General features: G+C 36.5%; 21 protein-coding genes and 2 pseudogenes. All 23 read right to left on the minus strand.

The features are described from left to right. The 23 genes and pseudogenes from C568_RS0105675 to C568_RS0105790 all read right to left on the minus strand — a co-directional run bounded on the left by C568_RS0105675 (nucleotide 1) and on the right by C568_RS0105790 (nucleotide 21,105). The gene (locus tag C568_RS0105675; RefSeq protein WP_018764280.1) at nucleotides 1-462 is read right to left on the minus strand and encodes a YpiF family protein; all 462 of its coding nucleotides are present in this window, start codon (nucleotides 460-462) and stop codon (nucleotides 1-3) included. A gap of 164 nt (nucleotides 463-626) precedes the next feature. Beyond that, entirely contained in the window at nucleotides 627-1,163 is a 537-nt protein-coding gene (locus tag C568_RS0105680; RefSeq protein WP_003206504.1) for a ReoY family proteolytic degradation factor, read from the minus strand. A gap of 73 nt (nucleotides 1,164-1,236) precedes the next feature. Continuing rightward, nucleotides 1,237-2,499: a tetratricopeptide repeat protein gene (locus C568_RS0105685; protein WP_018780983.1), complete on the minus strand. Its 1,263-nt coding sequence runs from the start codon at nucleotides 2,497-2,499 to the stop codon at nucleotides 1,237-1,239. Between the two features lie 121 nt (nucleotides 2,500-2,620). Beyond that, nucleotides 2,621-3,904, minus strand: coding sequence for a 3-phosphoshikimate 1-carboxyvinyltransferase (aroA, locus tag C568_RS0105690; protein WP_419763029.1), 1,284 nt, complete (start codon nucleotides 3,902-3,904; stop codon nucleotides 2,621-2,623). Between the two features lie 331 nt (nucleotides 3,905-4,235). Next, complete coding sequence (gene hisC / locus C568_RS0105695; RefSeq protein WP_018780985.1) at nucleotides 4,236-5,348, minus strand: histidinol-phosphate transaminase; 1,113 nt, start codon at nucleotides 5,346-5,348, stop codon at nucleotides 4,236-4,238. Nucleotides 5,349-5,362: 14 nt separating this feature from the next. Next, nucleotides 5,363-5,714: pseudogene (gene aroH, locus C568_RS36205) on the minus strand (chorismate mutase). Then, a complete protein-coding gene (gene aroB, locus C568_RS0105705) occupies nucleotides 5,711-6,802 on the minus strand; it encodes a 3-dehydroquinate synthase (RefSeq protein WP_018780986.1) in 1,092 nt (363 codons plus the stop codon). Before aroB ends, aroH begins: the two are co-directional and overlap by 4 nt. Next, nucleotides 6,802-7,974: a chorismate synthase gene (gene aroC / locus C568_RS0105710; protein WP_018780987.1), complete on the minus strand. Its 1,173-nt coding sequence runs from the start codon at nucleotides 7,972-7,974 to the stop codon at nucleotides 6,802-6,804. The genes aroB and aroC overlap by 1 nt, the downstream gene beginning before the upstream one ends. A gap of 527 nt (nucleotides 7,975-8,501) precedes the next feature. Further along, complete coding sequence (ndk, locus tag C568_RS0105715) at nucleotides 8,502-8,948, minus strand: nucleoside-diphosphate kinase (protein WP_003206516.1); 447 nt, start codon at nucleotides 8,946-8,948, stop codon at nucleotides 8,502-8,504. A 125-nt stretch (nucleotides 8,949-9,073) separates the two neighbouring features. Next, nucleotides 9,074-10,036 carry a heptaprenyl diphosphate synthase component II gene (hepT, locus tag C568_RS0105720; RefSeq protein ID WP_018780988.1) on the minus strand — a complete coding sequence of 321 codons (963 nt, stop codon included), beginning with the start codon at nucleotides 10,034-10,036 and terminating at the stop codon, nucleotides 9,074-9,076. A 32-nt stretch (nucleotides 10,037-10,068) separates the two neighbouring features. Continuing rightward, a complete protein-coding gene (locus tag C568_RS0105725; protein ID WP_006094292.1) occupies nucleotides 10,069-10,782 on the minus strand; it encodes a demethylmenaquinone methyltransferase in 714 nt (237 codons plus the stop codon). Between the two features lie 30 nt (nucleotides 10,783-10,812). Beyond that, nucleotides 10,813-11,568, minus strand: coding sequence for a heptaprenyl diphosphate synthase component 1 (locus C568_RS0105730; protein ID WP_006094290.1), 756 nt, complete (start codon nucleotides 11,566-11,568; stop codon nucleotides 10,813-10,815). Between the two features lie 383 nt (nucleotides 11,569-11,951). Further along, nucleotides 11,952-12,521, minus strand: coding sequence for a GTP cyclohydrolase I FolE (folE, locus tag C568_RS0105735; RefSeq protein ID WP_003206523.1), 570 nt, complete (start codon nucleotides 12,519-12,521; stop codon nucleotides 11,952-11,954). A 122-nt stretch (nucleotides 12,522-12,643) separates the two neighbouring features. Next, nucleotides 12,644-12,916 carry an HU family DNA-binding protein gene (locus tag C568_RS0105740; protein WP_001043860.1) on the minus strand — a complete coding sequence of 91 codons (273 nt, stop codon included), beginning with the start codon at nucleotides 12,914-12,916 and terminating at the stop codon, nucleotides 12,644-12,646. Nucleotides 12,917-13,268: 352 nt separating this feature from the next. Further along, the gene (gene spoIVA / locus C568_RS0105745; protein ID WP_016114091.1) at nucleotides 13,269-14,747 is read right to left on the minus strand and encodes a stage IV sporulation protein A; all 1,479 of its coding nucleotides are present in this window, start codon (nucleotides 14,745-14,747) and stop codon (nucleotides 13,269-13,271) included. Nucleotides 14,748-14,994: 247 nt separating this feature from the next. Continuing rightward, nucleotides 14,995-15,705, minus strand: a complete 711-nt coding sequence (locus C568_RS0105750) for a hypothetical protein (protein ID WP_029426962.1) — start codon at nucleotides 15,703-15,705, stop codon at nucleotides 14,995-14,997. Between the two features lie 109 nt (nucleotides 15,706-15,814). After that, a complete protein-coding gene (locus C568_RS0105755; protein ID WP_016114089.1) occupies nucleotides 15,815-16,018 on the minus strand; it encodes a DUF2768 domain-containing protein in 204 nt (67 codons plus the stop codon). A gap of 564 nt (nucleotides 16,019-16,582) precedes the next feature. Beyond that, nucleotides 16,583-16,834, minus strand: a complete 252-nt coding sequence (locus C568_RS0105765; protein WP_018764271.1) for a stage VI sporulation protein F — start codon at nucleotides 16,832-16,834, stop codon at nucleotides 16,583-16,585. Nucleotides 16,835-16,950: 116 nt separating this feature from the next. Further along, complete coding sequence (locus tag C568_RS0105770; protein ID WP_006094267.1) at nucleotides 16,951-17,973, minus strand: NAD(P)H-dependent glycerol-3-phosphate dehydrogenase; 1,023 nt, start codon at nucleotides 17,971-17,973, stop codon at nucleotides 16,951-16,953. 18 nt (nucleotides 17,974-17,991) lie between these two features. Continuing rightward, nucleotides 17,992-19,302, minus strand: coding sequence for a ribosome biogenesis GTPase Der (gene der / locus C568_RS0105775; RefSeq protein ID WP_003206531.1), 1,311 nt, complete (start codon nucleotides 19,300-19,302; stop codon nucleotides 17,992-17,994). A 124-nt stretch (nucleotides 19,303-19,426) separates the two neighbouring features. Next, entirely contained in the window at nucleotides 19,427-19,612 is a 186-nt protein-coding gene (locus C568_RS0105780) for a capping complex subunit for YIEGIA (protein ID WP_016114087.1), read from the minus strand. Next, on the minus strand, nucleotides 19,609-20,502 hold the full coding sequence (locus C568_RS0105785; RefSeq protein ID WP_003196321.1) for a YIEGIA family protein: 894 nt from the start codon (nucleotides 20,500-20,502) through the stop codon (nucleotides 19,609-19,611). Before C568_RS0105785 ends, C568_RS0105780 begins: the two co-directional genes overlap by 4 nt. Further along, nucleotides 20,495-21,105: pseudogene (locus C568_RS0105790) on the minus strand (YphA family membrane protein). Before C568_RS0105790 ends, C568_RS0105785 begins: the two are co-directional and overlap by 8 nt. Nucleotides 21,106-21,137 lie beyond the last annotated feature (32 nt).

Here is a 21,137-nt window from a genome sequence, read left to right on the forward strand (position 1 = left end):
TTATTTTTTATTTTCCCACTTTTCTGTCAATAATTCCATTATATTTTTTACATGCGCATGAATTACTTCTCTTTTCGCTTGATCACTAAATTCCTCTAGCGATAAAGCAGGTAACCAAAACAAATGACCTGGTAACGTATCTACACCCTCTTTCCATGCAAAGTCACTTGTAACATAAGCAATATGTTTCAATCCTTGCTCCTGCAAATGACTTGTCCAATCTTGTAAACGCCCTTTCTCTTGCTTTTGCTGCTCCGTTAAGTACGTAAACGGCGGTAACAAAAGCACTCTTCCTTTATATTCTCTTTCTAACTCCATGCTTAAAGTTTCAATAAATTCCCCTTGCGCTACAACACTCTTCATTTCTTTTGCTACTGAAATAGAAAGAAGGGGTATAATACCAGTATCCACATACTCTCTAGCTTGTTCAAATTGCTCCGCATCTTTTACAGCCCATTTCATCATAATTCCCTCCTTTGCCCATTATCTCATTCTAAATGACAGAACTTTCACTTTATATCTATTAAACCATACTAAAACAGGTAAAAAAAGAAAAACTACCTATATTAGGTAGTTTTTCTTTAAATAGTTAGAAATTTGTCAAAATTAAAGAAAATTATCATTCCCTACAAACTTTTCAATTCCTCTGTTAACTTACAAAAAGCTTCCTTATCTTGATTGTCCAGCGCTTCATCAATTTGCTTTAAAAGTCGATCTCTTCGAAATGAAAATACACTCTCTTCTAAAAATCGTTCTGCAAGTAAACGATCTTTTTCATTTACTTCAATATGCTTTGGCAAGTACGGATTTTCTTCTAATACTGCTACATAATTTGCATTTTGGAACGATGATTTAAAATTAAGTTGAATATAAATATCCTCATCTCGATTTAAACGAATGTCATGAAATGATTTTTCTGCATCCGTCGTCATAACATTTTGTTTAAAGAAGTGAAACGGTGTATCTTTCACACAATTTGCTGACATCACTAAACCACGAGGGCAATATTTTGCATGTTCTACGAAGTGGACTTTGTGCATTAATTGATCATGACTCATTAAATAATTTAAAATCCATACACATTCACGCTGTTTCAGTTGATAATTGTTTAAAAACCATTTTACAAAATCCTTCTTCTCGTTTACAGAAACAGGGGTATTCATAGCGCTCAGTCCCTCCTCTGTCTTTCTCTTTTCTTATTTAGATTCAAGAAGCAGCATTCACTTTCCTTCCAACTTATGAAAAATCCTCTAAATTATATAACAATTCTTCGATGTGAATTTGTGTTGGATCCAGTTGTAGTAAGCGTGTAAATACTTCTTTCGCTTCTTTTCGCAACCCTTCTTCTAATAGGAAATAACCGTACTCTTCCAAGAAATCCGGATGATTCTTAAAAGAAGTATATGCACTCTCATAGTGCTTTAATGCATCAGAATACATTTCTAATTGTTTTTTCCCAAATGCCAGATCCCAAAGTAATTGTGTATCTTGTTCTCCACTATCCATTGCATTTTCTACAACAACAATTAGTTCTTCATATTTCTCTTGTTCTTTTAAGATATATGCATATTTTAATATCGCACCTAAATGTCCTGGATCAATCTGTAATGCTTTTTGAAGCAATTCTTCTGCTTCTGCTAATTTCCCTATCTTCGCTGCAATATTTGCAAGTTCTACATAAAGAGGCACAGATAATTCATCAATTTTAATTCCTTCATGAAGTGTTTCATAGCTTTCTTGAAGCATTCCTTCTTTTTCATAACATTTAGCCAAATACATATATAAGGATGCATATTCTGGGTCTAGTTCTTTTAATTCTTTCCAAGCTCCAATCGACCTTTGATACTCTTCACCTTGATAAAGTGTAAATGCATACCCAAATAAAGAATGAATATCTTTTTGTTCTTCTAATCCTTCTTCATAATACGTAATTGCTTCTTCCCAGTTTCCAATTGCACTTAGCGTTTCAGCTAAGCGAAGGGCAATTACAACACCTCCCATTACTTTGTGATCAGAAAGTAATGACTGGTAATAAGCAATCGCTTTTTGCTCCTCACCTTTACTGCTATAAAGTTCTGCTAGTCCAAAAGTAATAACAGGCTCTTCTGGCATCATTTCTTTTGCTTTTAATAGTTTTTGCTCTGCAACATCATCGAAGCCCTGCATTTGAAATAGATCCGCAACAAGTAGTAAAGATTGAACATACAGTTCATCGTCTTCAGAGATATCATGAAGCACTTCAATTGCCTCATCTTCTTTATCTAAATCAATATATAATTCTGCTAAAAATATTGTAAACTCACTTTCTTCTGGATATAACAAACGTAAATCTTCTGTAATCGCTAACGCTTCATCAATAAATCCAAGCGTATGATAGTAGCGAGCAATATCATACTTCTCTTCATCTGTCCCTTGTTTTACCAATTCTTTTAATTGTGTTAATCCTTTTTCCGCTTCCCCATTTTCAATATAAGAAACAGCCTGTTCAAACTTTTGCATAAATGTCTCCTTTAATTCTTATAATATTCTCTTCTGTTCATTAATCATAAACAACTGTTGCCATGTAAGCAACTCAAAGAAGCAGAAAAGAATCTTCCCAAACTGAAAAGATCCTTTTGCTTCACAGAGATTCTAACTGCTCAAAAAAATTCGGATAGGATACAGCAACTGCATCACCATTTTCAATTTGCATTTCTCCTTCTGCTATACAAGACGCAATTGCAAGCATCATGCCAATGCGATGGTCCCCATGACTATTAACAATATTCCCTTGTAACTTCTGATTCCCATTAATAATCATACCATCTGGTGTCGCTTCAATTTCCGCTCCCAGTTTTCGAATCGCATCAACAACCGTATTGATGCGATTCGTTTCTTTTACTTTTAACTCCTCTGCATCTTTAATAATTGTTGTTCCTGTCGCCTGTGTCGCCAGTAAAGCAATAATAGGAATTTCATCAATTAACCTTGGAATAAGTGAACCGCCAATTTCAATTCCTTTCAGTTCAGAAGTTTCAATTGTAATATCTCCACATGGTTCAAACTCTTCATTTCGAACATTACGAATTGAAATAAGCGCTCCCATTTCTGATAACACATCCAGAATCCCTGTTCTTGTTGGATTTAAACCAACATTTTTCAATACAAGTTTACTATTTGGTACAATTGCACCCGCTACTAAGAAAAAGGCAGCTGAAGAGACATCACCTGGAACCTCTATCTCCGTTCCTACAAGCGATTGCCCCCCTTGTAAAGAAACAGTTCGCCCTTCTACATTCACTTCACAACCAAATGCACGCAGCATTCTTTCCGTATGATCACGAGATTGTAACGGTTCTGTTACTGATGTCACCCCTTCTCCTTGCAATCCTGCAAGTAAAATAGCTGATTTTACCTGCGCACTTGCTACAGGAGAATGATAGTGTCTACCTTTTATGTTTCCTCCACGAATCGACAACGGCGTATATTGTCCATCTTCCCGACCTTCAATTTGTGCATCCATTTCACGAAGAGGGGCTGTAACACGTTTCATAGGACGTTTTCCAATAGATTCATCCCCAATTATAGTACAATGGAAAGGAGCATTCGCTAAAATACCAAGCATGAGACGAATAGTGGTTCCTGAGTTCCCTACATCTAGCACCTCTTTCGGTTCCTGTAATCCAGCTAATCCTTTTCCATATACAATGACATCGTTACCATCTTGCTCAATCATTATTCCTAATTTCCGAAAGCAAGCAATCGTACTTAAACAGTCTTCTCCTAATAAAAAATTTGAAATTTTTGTTGTTCCCTCTGCTATCGCTCCAAACATCACAGCGCGGTGTGAAATAGATTTATCTCCAGGCACAGCAATCGTTCCATTCAAACCATTTTTCCGCCTTATGAGTCTCCTCATTTTTATCACCCCTATTAAAAATAATATATACTTTTGTACACCTATATCATCTATATATATCCATTTTGATTTTCCAACATATAAGTCGCGGCTATAAAAACAAAAGAAGATCCCCACTCATTTTCTCTCTTTGTTTTCACTTGGCATGGGACTGACTGAAAAAAGCTCTGACCGCTTCTATGCACGACCGGATCCTCTCTCCCTCCTAAAAAGAAATGTTTTATGGCGGTTTTCCAATTTGTATGTATATATCTTTATTGTACTGCTTTCCTTCTTCATCGTGCAAATATGTATAGCCTAAAGAAAACGACTCCTATAATGGGAGCCGCGCCTTTTCTTAAGAATATGTTTCTTCTTTCTTTTTTTGCTCTTTCACAAGTTCCGTCAGCAATTCAATAATCTCATCATTCTCTTCTTTTAAACCAACAGTAATACGAATACCATCTGGCAAGCCAAACGCAGCACCTGAACGAACAATATACCCTTTTCTCATTAATCTTTCAAATGCTTCATTACCAGGAATCCCAAGCTTTAAGAATATGAAATTTGTTTGTGATGGATAGTAAAAAACGTCGTACTCCTTACAGAACGTATAATATTGATTTAATCCTTCAGCATTTTGCTTCACACACTCTTGTAAAAATTCTTGATCTTCTATCGCTACCAAACCAACAGCTTGTGCAACAGCTGATGTATTAAATGGTAATCTTGCTACTTCTAATTGCTGTATGAGTTTTTCATTCCCTACAGCATAACCAATACGAAAAGCAGCTAAGCCATATGCTTTTGAAAATGTACGTAACACCATGAGATTTTCATACTCTTCAAGAAGTGGCAATGTTTGTGGATACTCTTTCGCTCCTGCATATTCATAGTATGCTTCATCCATAATTACGAGTGTTGACTTCGGAACCGCCTCTAAAAATGAAAGTAATTTTTGCTTTTCTACATATGTTCCTGTTGGATTGTTCGGATTACAAATCCATACGATTTGCGTTTGTTCATCAATTTGCTTTAGCATCGTGTCCAAGTCATGAATACCGTCCTTAAGTGGCACTTCACGAACCTCTGCCCCTTCAATTACAGCATGGTGATAGTATTGTGAAAATGTTGGATTTGCCATCACAACATTTGTACCTTTTTCTAATAAAGCGCGACTAACCATTTGAATTACTTCATCCAGACCGCTACCAAATAAAAGTTGCTCTGGTTTCACATGAAGGTGTGCGGCTACTTTTTCACGAAGTTCAAAAGCTGCTCCATCTGGATATAAAGCATATTGTGTGCTTAATGAAGCTAAAGCTTCCGTTACACGTTTTGAACAGCCGAACGGGTTTTCATTAGATGCTAATTTTACAATTTTAGATAATCCATATTCTCTTTTTACTTCTTCAATGTTTTTGCCAGGTACATATGCTTTCAAAGTTAACAATTGCTCTTTTACTCTCATTTTGATTCCCCCTGTCATTTTACTAGATCAGACCGCAGTACAATCGCCTTTTCTACATGCATACACTCTACTTCATGCTGCAACTGTCTTGTCGTGACTGTCATCATCACGCGAATACACTTCTGCAAAGCATTCGGTACATCTATTTCTTTTACACACATCACCGGTAATAAGTAAAGCCTTCCAAGTCGCTTCCTGAAAACATGCATTTATGTCAGCTGTTGTAGAAATTAACACCGATACAATATCAGCCGGATAGATTCCATTGTCATTTGCTATTCTCTTCACTAAACGCTCTGTTGCAGTCAATATCTCCTCAGCTTCATTATGTTCGACTGTAATCGCGCCGCGAATTGCGCGAATCAAATAGATTCCTCATCTCTTTGGAATGCTTCTAATGTAGTATGGACAGTCTCATCTGAAATAGATACGACATTCACTACCCCATATTCCTGCATAAGTACCATACGAATTATTCCTGCGTTCGCTTTTTTATCTTGCTTCATCACTTGCACAAGACGTTCTATATTTAGATTCCTTGGCATATGTGGATAACCATACTGAGAAAACCACCGCTTAATTTCCTTATAACCAAGGTCTACTTTATAAATTTGTTCACTTAAGAATATCGCGAATAACATACCAATTGCTACTCCATCACCATGAGTAATTTTCCCATACCCCATCTCTTTTTCAAGAGCATGTCCTAATGTATGTCCAAAATTCAAGTGAGCACGCACACCTTTTTCAGTTTCGTCTTGCGCTACAATATTTGCTTTTACAGGAATTGCTCGCTGTAATATATAAATTAATTTTTCATCCCGTACATCTTCTAATGTTTTCACTTCTCGCTTTAACCAATGATATAATTCAACATCACCGATAAAAGCATGTTTAATCGCTTCAGCAAATCCTGAACGCCACTCTTTTTCCGGTAATGAATTTAAAAATGGTGTATGATATAGAACTGCTTCTGGCTGATGAAACGCTCCGATCATATTTTTTCCTAGAGGGTGATTAATGGCAACTTTTCCACCAACTGCGCTGTCATGTGCCAGTAACGTTGTTGGAACTTGAATAAAGCGAATACCGCGCATAAATGTCGCCGCAACAAAACCAGCTAAATCACCGATCATTCCTCCTCCAAGTGCAATAACTAAAGAATGTCGATCCATCCCATTTTCAAGCGCTGACGTATGAGCCGCATAAAAGTTTTCAAATGATTTTTCTTTCTCTCCACTTGGAACAACAAATGAAAAAACATGTTTTTCTACTTGCAATGCATCCATAACTTCTTCTAAATGAAATGATGCGACAGATTCATCAGAAATGACCATTACATTAGAAACAGTCGGTTCCATATTTCGAACAAGCGCTGTCAAATGTGACAACGCATCTTTTCCTACATATACATCATACTCTTTAGACTGCGTCTGAATATGTATTTTCTCCATTAAAATTCCCTCGCATATTCATTATGTTTCTTAATATTTTCACGAATACAATCCATACGATCTGCTCCAAATTGTTCCACTAGAGCTACTGCTAGTTCCCATGCAACAACTGCTTCCGCCACAACACTAGCTGCTGGTACAGCACAACTATCAGAACGTTCAATGCTTGCTGAAAAAGATTCTTTCGTATCAATATCAACACTTTGAAGCGGCTTATATAGCGTTGGAATGGGTTTCATGACGCCGCGTACGACAACCGGCATACCTGTTGTCATGCCACCTTCTAATCCACCAGCATGATTTGTTCGTCTCGTATACCCTTTTTCTTGATCCCAAAGAATTTCATCGTGCACTTGACTTCCTGGCTTATGTGCCGCTTCAAATCCAATGCCAATTTCCACACCTTTAAAAGCATTTATACTCATTACTGCCGCTGCTAATTTCGCATCGAGTTTTCGGTCATAATGCACATAACTCCCTACTCCAATTGGCATTCCCTCTACAATCACTTCAACAATTCCACCAATAGAATCTCCACTTGTTTTTGCATCATCAATTGCCTGCATCATCTTTTTAGATGCTTCCTCATCTAAGCAACGAACCGGGGATGCTTCTGTAATTTCTTGTAGTTGTTCTATTGAGTCATATGTAAGCTTTTCTGCCTGCACACCGCCAATTTCAATTACATGTCCAGCAACCTTTACACCTAACTCTGCTAAAAGTCTTTTCGCAACAGCTCCTGCTGCAACTCGAACTGTTGTTTCACGTGCTGAAGAGCGTTCAAGTACATTTCTCATATCACGGTGTCCATATTTAATTGCACCATTTAAATCAGCATGACCAGGTCTCGGTCTTGTAATTTGTCTTTTCATTTCTTTTGCTTCTTGTTCAGTTAACGGATCTACTCCCATAATCTTTGTCCAATGGGTAAAATCTCGATTTTCGACAACGAGTGCAATTGGAGATCCAAGCGTGAGTCCATGTCTAACACCACTGACAATTTGTGCTTGATCTTTTTCAATCTGCATACGTCTGCCACGTCCGTAACCTTTCTGCCTTCTTGCTAATTCTTCATTTATATCATCTGCTACTAAAGATAATCCTGCTGGAATACCTTCTAAAATTGTCGTAAGCTGCGAACCATGAGATTCACCCGCTGTGATGTATCGCATCGGATATTCCCCTTTTCTTGTAATTATTTTATCCCACATTAATGATAGGATGAGGATCTGACCGCTTCTACGCATGAGCGGATGCTCTCTCCCACCTAAAAAGAAAGATTTTATGTCGTCTTTCAAGTTGTATGTATATATAGTGAAGATATAGGATTTCCCTATTTTCTACTATATAACTCCATTTTGTTTTTTCAGCATATAACTCGTTGCTATGAAAAACTAAAGGTGACCCGCACTTCTCGCTTTGTTTTCACTTGGCATGGAGCACGAAGAGGGGCTGACCGCTTCTACGCATGAGCGAATGCTCTCTTCCACCTAAAAAGAAAGATTTTATGTCTTGTTCAAAAGTTATTCTTCCTTCATAGAGGTTTTACTTTATGTATCAATATATCATACCGAGCCTTACTTCGTAACTATTTGAAACTATTTGAAACTAAAAAAGTGCAAGAAGAGTATTTACACTCTCCTTGCACTTTTCACTATTACCACAGTAATTAAAGCGTTTACAAATTATTTTAAAATAATTAGTAAATCCATTGATTCATTAATTTTGAGTAGTCTACTAATTCTTCTTCTTTAAAGAAAATACCAATCTCACGTTCTGCACTTTCTAGAGAATCAGAACCATGGATAATATTTTTCGCAACTGTTACACCAAAATCGCCACGAATTGTACCTAGTGCTGCTTCATGAGGTCTTGTTTTACCCATCATATTACGAGCAGTATCTACTACACCTTCCCCTTGCCATACCATTGCAAAAACAGGACCAGATGTAATGAAATCTACTAATTCACCAAAGAAAGGTTTTTCTGTGTGCTCAGCGTAATGTTTTCCTGCAATTTCTGGAGTAACTTGCATTAATTTCGCACCAACTAATTGAAAGCCCTTTTTCTCAAAGCGAGCTACAATTTCCCCAATGAAGGCACGTTGTACGCCGTCTGGTTTTACCATTAGAAATGTTTTTTCCATAAAAAATCTCTCCACTTCTGAATTATGTATGTAATTGTATATCCCCACACACATATTAACACCCTTATCACAATTGTGCAATAGTTTTGAAATAGAGAGATTTTTTTATTTGTAAAAGAAAGTCATTAAAATTTTCGTTTTCCAATATACTTTGCAACATTTTGCAACGCATATTTTGCCTGTCCACGTGGCAAAGGTTTTATTACCTCTAATGCTTTATGTAAATAACGTTCACTAAATGCAAATGCCCGATCAATTGCTGGACTTGTTTTAATATCGTGAATAATTTCTTTCATCTCACTTGCAGTTGTATTTTCATGTACGGATACAATTTTTGCACGAAGCTTTGGATCTTCCATTGCATACAAAGCTGGAAGTGTGACATTTCCTTGCAATAAATCTCCACCAGCAGGTTTTCCTAATTTTTCTTCTGTTGAAACGAAATCTAAAATATCATCAATAATTTGATACGACATTCCAACAAAATAACCATACCAAAACAAACGATTTACAGTATCACGACTTGCCCCAGAAGCAATAGCTCCCAACTGACAACTAGCCGCAATCAACAATGCTGTTTTTCTCTTAATCCGTCGTAAATACGTTCTTAAATTTTGATTATAATCATACTTATCCTTAATTTGTTCGATTTCACCCTTACACACTTCCAAAATTGTATATGATAATGCCTGGTGAGCTTCTGGAACTTCTAAATTCGTAATGCACTCTAGAGACTTTGCAAACAAATAATCTCCCGTATACATCGCAATACGATCTCCCCATTTTGCATTTACAGTTGCACTACTTCTTCGTAAGAGCGCTGCGTCAATTACATCATCATGAACAAGCGAAGCCATATGGATGAGCTCTAGAGCAACTGCAACATGTTTAATTGCATCTAACTTGTAGTCTCCGAATTTCCCCGCAAGTAGCACAAATACAGGACGAATTCGTTTACCACCAGCTTCGATAAGCTGTAATGCCGCTTCTTCTATTAGTTGTTGCTCTGAGGCAACAACCTTTTTTAATTCTTTTTCTATTACATCAATATCCGATCGTAAAAAAGAGTACATAAGTTGTAACTTCATATTGTTCACCTTAACCTAAAAACGTCTTTTTTCTATTTTAATTTCGGTTTTAATCCTAAGTGCATAGCTGCTACACCAAAAGTAAATGGTTTCACTTGCACATGCTCAAGTCCTGCCGATTCAAACATCTTCACTAATTCTTTCATCCCTGGGAATGTGCTAGCAGACTCCTGAAGCCATGAATATTCCTTATAGCTTTTTGCAAACATTTTGCCAAACAAAGGCATAATGTATTTGAAATATAAAATATACATCTGGCGAAAACCAATCATCGTTGGTTGAGATGTTTCTAAACAAATCACTTTCCCGCCTGGCTTTACTACTCGCGTCATTTCTTTTAATACATGCATATAATCAGGAACATTACGTAATCCAAACCCAATTGTTACATAGTCAAATGTATTATCTTCAAATGGAAGTTCCATTGCATTTCCATGCAGAAGCTCCACTTGCGTCAATCCTAATGCCTTTACCTTTTCTTTACCGACAGATAGCATATTTTCACTGAAGTCTAAACCATGTACCTCTCCGTTTGGACCAACAGCATTAGCAAGTGCAATTGTCCAATCAGCAGTCCCACAACACACATCTAACGCCTTACTTCCAGGTTGTACATCCATAATTCGCATCGTTTCTTTTCGCCATGCTTTATGCCTTTGAAAACTTATAACTGAATTCATTACATCGTATTTATCAGAGATTTTTTCAAATACGTCATGTACTCTTTCTTCTTTTGATTGTTGCATGCGCTTACCCTTCTTCCAATATAAAATTGCTTATGTTTTCAATTTATCTTTTAAAGCGGAAACTATCTCATCAATTTCTTTATGGCTTTGAAGAAATGATTTTTCTTGTTCATCCATTTTTTTCAACCACTCTGTAAAGACCGCTTCCACATTTCTGTCATCATCATTTGATAGAGTTGCTTGAACCGCTTGAAAAACAGGTGCAGTTTTTCTTTTAGCATGCAATTGATACTCTTTTTGAAGACGCTTATTCCCTAGCATATATGCTATAAACGGTTTCCAATGTGATAAATGAAAATGATCACATGTTTTTTGTAAAAGTGCCGATTCGATTGTCATAACACTTTTGACTACTTCATCAGCTGTTTCATATGCCCTCTGATATAACATAATTTTATGTTCATTAATTTCTTTAATCCCTTCGGCAAGTGCACGAATTAATACAATATCACAATTCATTGAAAGTAAATAATAATACAGTCCACTATAGTAATCACCTGCAAGTACTGTAAGCTGACGACGCTTATGAAATCCACTTGTTTCTTCATCTGCTTTGTTTGATACTTTTTCATGTGTATCAAGAGCGATTTGTACAAGCATAATCGTTAAAACATAGTGATCAATCTGTTCTTTATGTAAATTTGCATTTTTTAAAGCAGCGTATAAAAGCACTACCTTTTCTTCATCAATAAATGGTTCTTCAATATAGTTTATAAAATAAGGATGGCGCAGTTTTGATAGCAACTGCTCCTTTATATCCGCATACCCTCCGTAGATGTCACACACAAAAAATCACCCTTGTTTTCTAATTCATAAAACCTATTATAACACATACATTCTATTTTCTATAACCAAAACTTGGGGAATCAAGATAAACTATATGTTAGATTTCTATTCATACAATACGCATAAAAAACAAAAACTCATTCACCTATAAGTTTATGGACAGCTATCAAAATATATGTAATTTTTTAAAGACTATATCTCTCACTCCATAAACACACATTAAAATGGAATTCTCATTTCTCCTTGCTCATTATAAGAATTTAGATTTCACAGGCAATAATCCCCACCTAGTTTTGTTGGATACAGACAGTATTTCCTACAAACAACCGGAATCAAAAGTAAAATAATATAAATAAAAAAGAAAAGCAGTTTCCCGCTTTCCTTTACTTTGCCTTAATAAAAGACAAAATTTCGCTACGTGCCGCTGCATCATTTTCTAACACACCGCGCACTGCTGTAGTTACCGTTTTTGCACCAGGCTTTTTCACACCGCGCATTGTCATACACATATGCTCCGCTTCAACAACTACCATAACACCATGTGGTTCTAGCACTTCCATAATAGAATTAGCCACTGTTGACGTAATACGTTCTTGAAGTTGTGGACGACGTGCAATTGTATCTACAGTACGAGCTAATTTACTTAAACCTGTTACTTTTCCACCACGTGGAATATATGCAACATGAGCAACTCCGTAAAACGGAACAAGATGGTGCTCACACATCGAATAAAATGGAATATCTTTTACTAATACAAGCTCCTCGTGCTCTTCTCCAAACACTTTATGCAAATGCTCCTTTGGATCTTCATGCATACCTGAAAATACTTCTGCATACATTTTCGCAACACGTTTCGGTGTATCAAGTACTCCCTCACGATTTGGATCGTCTCCAATTGCCTCTAGAATAAGACGCACTGCTTGCTCGATTTGTTCTAAGTTAACTTTTGCCATCCGCTTAACCCTCCCGAAAAACCTAAAAGTGATACGAACACATTCTAGCATATTTATGATTTTAAAAGCAAAAAGAAGAGTTTCCAAAAAGGAAACTCTTCTTCCCTGTTAATATGTAAGGATTATTTAACCGCATCTTTTAACGCTTTACCAGGTTTGAATGCAGGTACTTTACTTGCAGCGATTTCAATTTCCTCACCAGTTTGTGGGTTGCGTCCTTTACGAGCCGCACGCTCACGAACTTCGAAGTTACCGAATCCGATCAATTGTACTTTATCACCTTGTTTTAAAGCTTCTAAGATAGAATCAAAAACAGCGTCAACTGCTTTTGTTGCGTCCTTTTTAGAAAGGGAACTTGCTTCTGCAACAGCATTGATTAAATCTGTCTTGTTCATGCCATTCACCTCCTCCCAAAGATAAGACTGTATAATGATCATAAAATGAGTCTTACTTTCATTTGTAGGCAATTTTTACAAATTCTATACTACAAAGATGTAGATAAATCATTATCAACGCCTATATTATACGATTCTCCTGTATAATTCAATATTTTTAAAGAAATTGTTACCTCGAAAATGTGAAAAAACGATGAAACTTGACAATATGCTACAAAATATTAGATAATGGCTATTTCTTTTCTCCTCTCCACCTATCTTCCTCCCTTTTCTCTGAATTTTGAGACTGGAGTCTTACAGCCTGCAAATAGCGGGATAAAAAAGCAAAAACCCCCTGCTCGCAGGGGGGGCCTTATAAAATAATGGCAATCAATCCGCCAGATCCTTCGTTAATAATTCTTTCTAGCGTTTCTTTTAATTTGTAACGAGCATTTTCAGGCATTAAAGACAATTTTGCTTGAATTCCTTCTCGAACAATTGAACTAAGCGAGCGTCCAAAGATATCAGAATTCCATATAGAAAGCGGATCATCCTCAAAATCTTGCATTAAATAGCGGACAAGCTCTTCACTTTGCTTTTCAGTACCAATAATTGGCTCAAATGTAGATTCAACATCAACTTTAATCATATGAATAGACGGTGCAACCGCCTTTAATTTCACACCGAACCGCGATCCATGACGAATAATTTCTGGCTCATCTAAGCTCATATCAGCTAAGGCCGGCGCAGCTACGCCATATCCTGTTTGTTTGACCATTCTTAAAGCCTCTGAAACTTGATCATACTCCGTTTTTGCATGAGAAAAATCAAGCATAAGCTTTAATAAATGATCTTTCCCTCTAATTTCTACACCTACAACTTCTTTTAATATTTGATCGTACAATTCATCTGGTGCATATAAATCAATCTCTGCAACGCCTTGCCCCATATCAATCCCAGCTAAACTCGCTCGATCAATAAACTCATATTGACTAAATTGCCAAACAACACGATCTACATCACGAAGCCTTTTTATATCTTTAACTGTCTCTTGAACAGCTTCTTGATAACTTTGACGTAACCAATGTCCCTCATTTAATACCATAACCCAGCTTGGTAGATTCACATTCACTTCCAAAACAGGGAATTCAAATAAAGCTTCACGAAGTACATTGTAAACATCTGTTTCTCTTAAACTCTCCACACTCATTGCTAATACAGGAATATCATGCTCCTCTGATAAACTTTGACGTAACTGTTCTGTATCTGGATGATACGGCTGTACTGTATTAATAATCATGATAAACGGTTTACCCACTTCTTTTAACTCATTGATAACACGTTCTTCTGCTTCTATATAATCTCGTCTTGGAATTTCTCCAATCGTTCCATCAGTTGTAATGACAACCCCAATAGTAGAATGTTCTTGAATCACCTTACGCGTTCCAATTTCAGCAGCCTCATGAAACGGGATGGGTTCTTCATACCAAGGTGTATTAATCATGCGTGGGCCATTCTCATCTTCATACCCTTTCGCTCCAGGAACCGTATAACCAACACAATCTACTAATCGAATATTTACTTCAAGACCGTCATCAACATGGATGGAAACCGCTTGGTTTGGAACAAATTTCGGTTCTGTTGTCATAATTGTACGTCCAGCAGCACTTTGAGGTAATTCATCTTGTGCTCGCTGACGATCTGAATCATTTTCGATATTTGGAATAACAACAAGCTCCATAAATTTTTTAATAAACGTTGATTTTCCTGTTCGAACAGCTCCTACAACCCCTAAATAAATATCACCGCCTGTGCGCTCAGCAATATCCTTAAAAATATCGACCTTTTCCAAGTGATTCCCTCCCTCAAAATTTTTGGGAATAATCCAATTTGTATTCACATACAATATCCTTCACTGATGTCTCCTATCATATGAAATAACATAAAAATATTCTAGAAGTGTGGACAATATATCATATGATTTTGTCCTAAATTCATATGACTATTTAAAAAAAACTTTTTGTTTGCATCATAAGTTGTAATACATGAAAAAACCTTTCTTCTAGAACTTATTCGCTAGAAGAAAGGTTCATGACTTATCATTTAAAAAAAATTGGTTCTCCGTTTCTTACTGTATACGGTAAAGAGTATGCGGGCACAAATGGTGTATCTTTTAAAAGCATATTACGAATATCTTCCCCCTCTTTCAACTTTTCTCCGTTTCTTTGTAACATTTCATATAAATCCATTCGATAATCAACAAAAATTTCCCCTTTTTCATTAATTACAAGCGGTAATCCTTTTCCAGAATATGGACTTGTCACTTGAGGCACATCTTTATATCCCATCTTTTTGAAATCTAGCTCATAAACACCATCTGCAATAACCTTTTTAAAGGGAGGATATTGATGTTCATCACGATACATTTGCAATTTCAACTTAACATCCCGAATTTGTTCTGCCATTCTTACATCGATTAATTTTACCGTTGGATTTGTTTCTACATCTACTAATACATATTGATATACACCACCACTTTCATATGCATTTCCAGGTGCTTCTTGTATATAACGTGGTGCAATTTTTTGAAAATCAATTGGATATTTTTGATAAATTGGTGTGCTCATATCACGCGTTTTAATTGGCAATAAACCATTATTTTGTTCCTTATATGTATTGACTGCCTTTTGTACAGCTTGCAGCTGATCTTCATAAGGGACAGCATTCTGTTTCATATTTTCTCTAGGATACATACATCCTGACAAAAGGCTTATACAACAAAATATTAAAATAATATAGTTTTTTTTCACAGTCAATCCATCCTTTATTTTCTCGCTCACATCTATTAAATCTTGTTTATTCATTTCCACCTACCTCCCCACAATCTATTTGAAAACAAAGAGTGGCGATTATTCATTCTTATTGTTCGACTGGCCCACTAAATACAACGAGGAAAATAACAATCCCAGATACAACCATAAGTGTATAAGCAACCAGCGCTGTAATACCTTTCAAAATTTTATTCTTTATTTTATGCCTACTTAATAAAATAAAAGCTACTGCAATAAACATGAATCCCATTGCTCCTAAAGAAAACCACATTTTTATAAGTCCTTCAGACATATACCCACCCCTTAATTATCAATCTATTTTTATACTATTTTAACAAATTAAAAATTTTAAACAAATAGAAAAATAATATAAGACCATTCTTTTTAGCTGGTAGAGAGCATCCGGCCATACATAGAAACGGTTAGATCCTTTTCCTGCCCCATGCCAAGTGAAAACAAAAGGAGAAAGCGGGTGGAGACTCCCTTTTATTTTCACAGCTGAGACTTATATGTTGGAGAATATTTATGTATACGTACAAATTGAAAAAGCGGCAGAAAGCGTTTCTTTTCTGGCGGAAGAGAGCATCCGACCATGCATAGAAGCGGTCCGACCCTCTTCCTGTCCATGCCAAGTGAAAACAAATAAATATAATGAGTGTAGGTCACCTTTCGTTCTTCATAATGGCGAATTATATATTGGAAAATCAAAATGGATAAATGTAAATAAAAAACAAAAATAAAACCGAAGCGAATGTATCATCTTCGCTTCGGTTGACCAAATACGCCCACAAACAGCTCCAATCCCATTTCTTCATAGCTATCGTATGCAATCCTCGAACCCTTTGTTTCTCATGCTTTATTTTTTAAACATTTTACTTAACGAGCTAAAGTCTGTTGGCATATTATTATTAATAATCGCTTTTACAATTTGATCTTCTTGCTCTTTTGGTACCTCTCGCCCTGCCATTACTGCGACCTGATGGATTAATTGGCGTAGTATTTTCTCATCGCGTAAATTTGCATTTTGTACAGATGATGCTAATTTAAAAATATCGTCTTTATTTACTTTCGCTTCTTTTTCAATATTATTGAAAATGTTATTATCCATTTTCTTCACCCTCTCTTCAAGTTACAATCCATCGTATGCAAAAAGAAATAAATGGTGAAAAAACCCAGAAAAATAAAAAGCTGTATACGTGCTTTTTTCACGCATACAGCTTTTATTTACAATAAATCAGGTATCGCTTCAACTTCATGTTTACGAACACGCCCCATCAATGACCCTACTGCATCTTTCACATTATTTCCATTGAATAGTACATCATATAAGGCTGCCGTAATTGGCATTTCAACTTTCATTTTCTCAGCCATCTCATATGCAGCTTTCGTTGTTCGTACACCTTCAACTACCATACCCATACTATCTAATACTTCTTCTAATGAATACCCTTTTCCAAGCATATTTCCCGCACGCCAATTTCGACTATGGACACTTGTACAAGTTACAATCAAGTCACCCATTCCCGTTAAACCAGCAAATGTTAACGGATTACCACCCATCTTTCTTCCTAAACGAGCGATTTCCGTTAAACCACGTGTCATAAGAGCTGCTTTTGCATTATCACCTAATCCAAGGCCATCCGTTATACCCGCGGCTAGTGCAATAATATTTTTTAATGCCCCACCGAGCTCTACTCCGACAATATCAGGATTCGTATATACTCGGAAATAACTATTCATAAACAAGTCTTGTACTTCTTCAGCTGCTTCCATACGTTTAGCAGCTGAAGTAACAGTTGTCGCTTGACGAAGCCCTACCTCTTCCGCATGGCTTGGTCCTGATAGGACAACAACATCCCGAATAAGATGCGCTGGAATTTCTTCTTCAATCATTTCTGAAATACGTTTTGAAGTTCCTGGTTCAATCCCTTTACTTGCATGAATCCAAGTAATTGGCTGTGAAACAATATCTTTCATATTTTTCAATACTTCTCGATACGCTTTCGTTGGCACGACTAAAAGTACTGTATCTACATCTACTAATGCCTCTTCTAAAGAAGAGTAGGCTACGATTGTGCTTGGCAATGTAATTCCTGGGAGATACCGGCTGTTCTCATGTTTCATATTGATTTCATCCATGAGCTCCGAACGATTTCCCCAAATACGTACATCATGACCATTGTCAGCTAATACCATCGCTAACGCTGTGCCCCAGCTACCTGCTCCTACTACTGTGATTTTTTTCATAAAATCACATCCTCTCCATTAGTCTCTTGCTCTAGAAATAATTCGAATTGGCGTTCCTACGAAGCCAAACGACTCACGCAAACGATTCTTTAAGAAGCGCTCATATGAAAAGTGCATTAATTCTGGATCATTTACAAATACAACAAATGTTGGTGGTTTCACCGCGACTTGCGTTGCGTAGAAGATTTTCAAACGTTGTCCATTATGCGTTGGTGTTGGATTCATTGCAACAGCATCCATAATCACGTCGTTTAATACGTTTGTTTGTACACGAATACTATGACTTTCATTAACTTCATTAATAACTGGTAATAATGTCTGTGTACGTTTTTTCGTTTTCGCAGATAAGAATACAATCGGTGCATAATCCAAGAATTGGAAATGCGCACGAATATTTTCTTCAAATGCTTTCATTGTCTTTTCATCTTTTTTAACTGCATCCCATTTATTCACAACAATAATTACTGCTCTTCCTGAGTCATGTGCATAACCAGCAATTTTTTTATCTTGTTCAATAATTCCTTCTTCACCATCTAAAACGACTAAAACAACGTCAGATCGTTCAATCGCTCTCAATGCACGAAGTACACTATACTTTTCAGTACTCTCGTATACTTTCCCTTTTTTACGCATCCCCGCTGTATCAATAATAACGTAATCTTGACCATCTTTACTATATGGTGTATCAACAGCATCACGGGTCGTTCCTGCTACGTTACTTACAATTACACGCTCTTGACCAAGCAATGCATTTACAAGTGATGATTTCCCTACATTTGGACGCCCAATTAATGAGAAACGAATTGTTTCGTCATCATATGCCTCTTCTTCAATCTTAGGGAAATGCTTTGCTGCTTCATCTAATAAATCACCTAAACCTAATCCGTGTGTACCTGAAATTGGGAATGGCTCACCAAATCCTAATGCATAGAAATCATAAATATCATTACGCATCTCTGGATTATCAACCTTATTCACCGCTAGTACAACCGGCTTTTTAGAACGATATAAAATCTTTGCTACTTCTTCATCTGCAGCTGTTACACCATCACGGCCATTTGTCATAAAAATGATAACATCCGCTTCATCAATCGCAACTTCTGCTTGTTGACGAATTTGTGTCAAAAACGGCTCGTCTCCAATATCAATTCCACCTGTATCAATAATGTTAAATTCATGATTTAACCATTCTCCCGCACTATAAATACGATCTCGCGTTACGCCTGGGATATCTTCTACAATTGAAACTCTCTCTCCAACAATTCTATTGAAAATAGTAGATTTCCCTACGTTCGGGCGTCCTACTATTGCCACTACTGGTTTCGGCATATAATTTCATCCTTTCAACTTGCTTCTGTTTATTATGTAAAAAACCCTTCTTTGTGCAAGAAGGGATTTGCATTCCAGAATATTTCTCATCGTATCAAAACATCTCATATTATAGCACACGTTACTAATGTTTCACAATAATATATACATTCTCTTGTAAGCGGTGTGCGATACCGTCTAAAATCGCTTCTAAATTATTTGCTACAAATTCCATTTCTTCTTTTGAGTCACAAGTAAATAAAGGTGCCCCCCCAGCAAACTTTTCTGGCGTCGTTGTAATTACAGCAAGAATATAGCTTTCTAACATCATCGTATATCTCCCCTTCCTTTTGGGGCCTCTGATGACATATGAACCGCACTTTCTAATGTTGGTACATTCCCTATTACTGCAATCGCTTTTTTTACATCTTGATCTTGCGGGAGTACAAATACCCCTACTCTTCCATCTTCTAAATCGCGCTTAGCTAAGGGGACTAACGCCGGGGTTCCAGAATCTCTAAATATGCCTAATGCAACCGATACATCATGTAAGATTGCTTGTCGTTGTCCAAGATTGGAAATTGTTATTCTTGCGTCAATAGACTTAGGCTTTAAAATAAAGCCCATTCCATACTTCATAATTTCTTCTTGCCTTGCGGGCAATCCAATATTCATAATATAAATATTATCAATATATAGTCCTGCTCCCTCAAAGCGGAGAGGGACATGCTCAATGTCTACAAGATCACGTAACCTTTTACCAGACATCAATATTTTGGCAATAAAGAATCCCGCTGTGCCAGCAACTACACCAGCTATCCACGAATGAAACCCTATATATGTAAATGTTGTCACAAATGCTGTTAACATCGCTAAATAGTTGCGACTTTCAAATACAAGAGCTATTCCCTCAATATATGTGTTTCCACGCGGTACAAGCTCATACCCATCTAATTGCTGCAGTGTATTCCTTTCCATATTTCGAACATCTCGAAATTGAGACGCAGCTAATGTTAAGAAAGTAATCGCTGAAAAATCCTTCTTCAAAATGGATGGAATAGCAATTGCTCCTAAAGCTGCTGCAATTAATCCCATAGCAATGTGAATGATTTTTCCATGTAAACGTGTCGGATACTGCCTCGTATCTGTACGAAGCATCAAAATTCGCGTTACTGTTCCAGCAATGACGCCACATAAAATGGCTGGTGTATATTCAGTCATGTATTACCCTTGCCTTTCTTTTACATGTTTTTTTCTAAATTGTCCTCTATACGCCGATAATTTTGCGATATAAGACATCATCATAACCAGTAGTGTAGAAACAGCAATGATATCAAAGAATGTCAAACCACCAAATTCGTATGGAAAATGAAGCCTGCGAAAAATAAATGTTACCAATATTTCTCCTTGTAGTGCTCCGGCATATAAAGAACATAGACGCAATAAACGATCTCGATGTAATAAAATTGATGCATATACAAGAGCACCGCTTAACATAAAAATCCGATCAATAACAATCCAAATCGGATCATACACCTCTAATAAATGAAAGCTTGTATATAGCATAGCAATGATAAGTGCCGACAATAAGGCATACATTTTTTTCCACACAGAATATAGAGCAATCCCCAAAAAGGAAATAATACCGAGTATAAGAGCGTTTAATGATACAGTGAAAGAAGCAATAGATACCGCTATCTGTGAACAAATAATAAATATTAATATAGCAGCACTAACTTTCCAACGAATTTCATCTTTTTTCAAAAAAAACGTTGTAACAACCCAGCCCACCCACGCTAAAAAATAAAAATAACTTCCATCCATATTTTCTCCTCCTATCATTTCCATTATGGGAA

The sequence above is a fragment of the Bacillus sp. 95MFCvi2.1 genome (genome assembly GCF_000374965.1).
Classification (GTDB): domain Bacteria; phylum Bacillota; class Bacilli; order Bacillales; family Bacillaceae_G; genus Bacillus_A; species Bacillus_A pseudomycoides.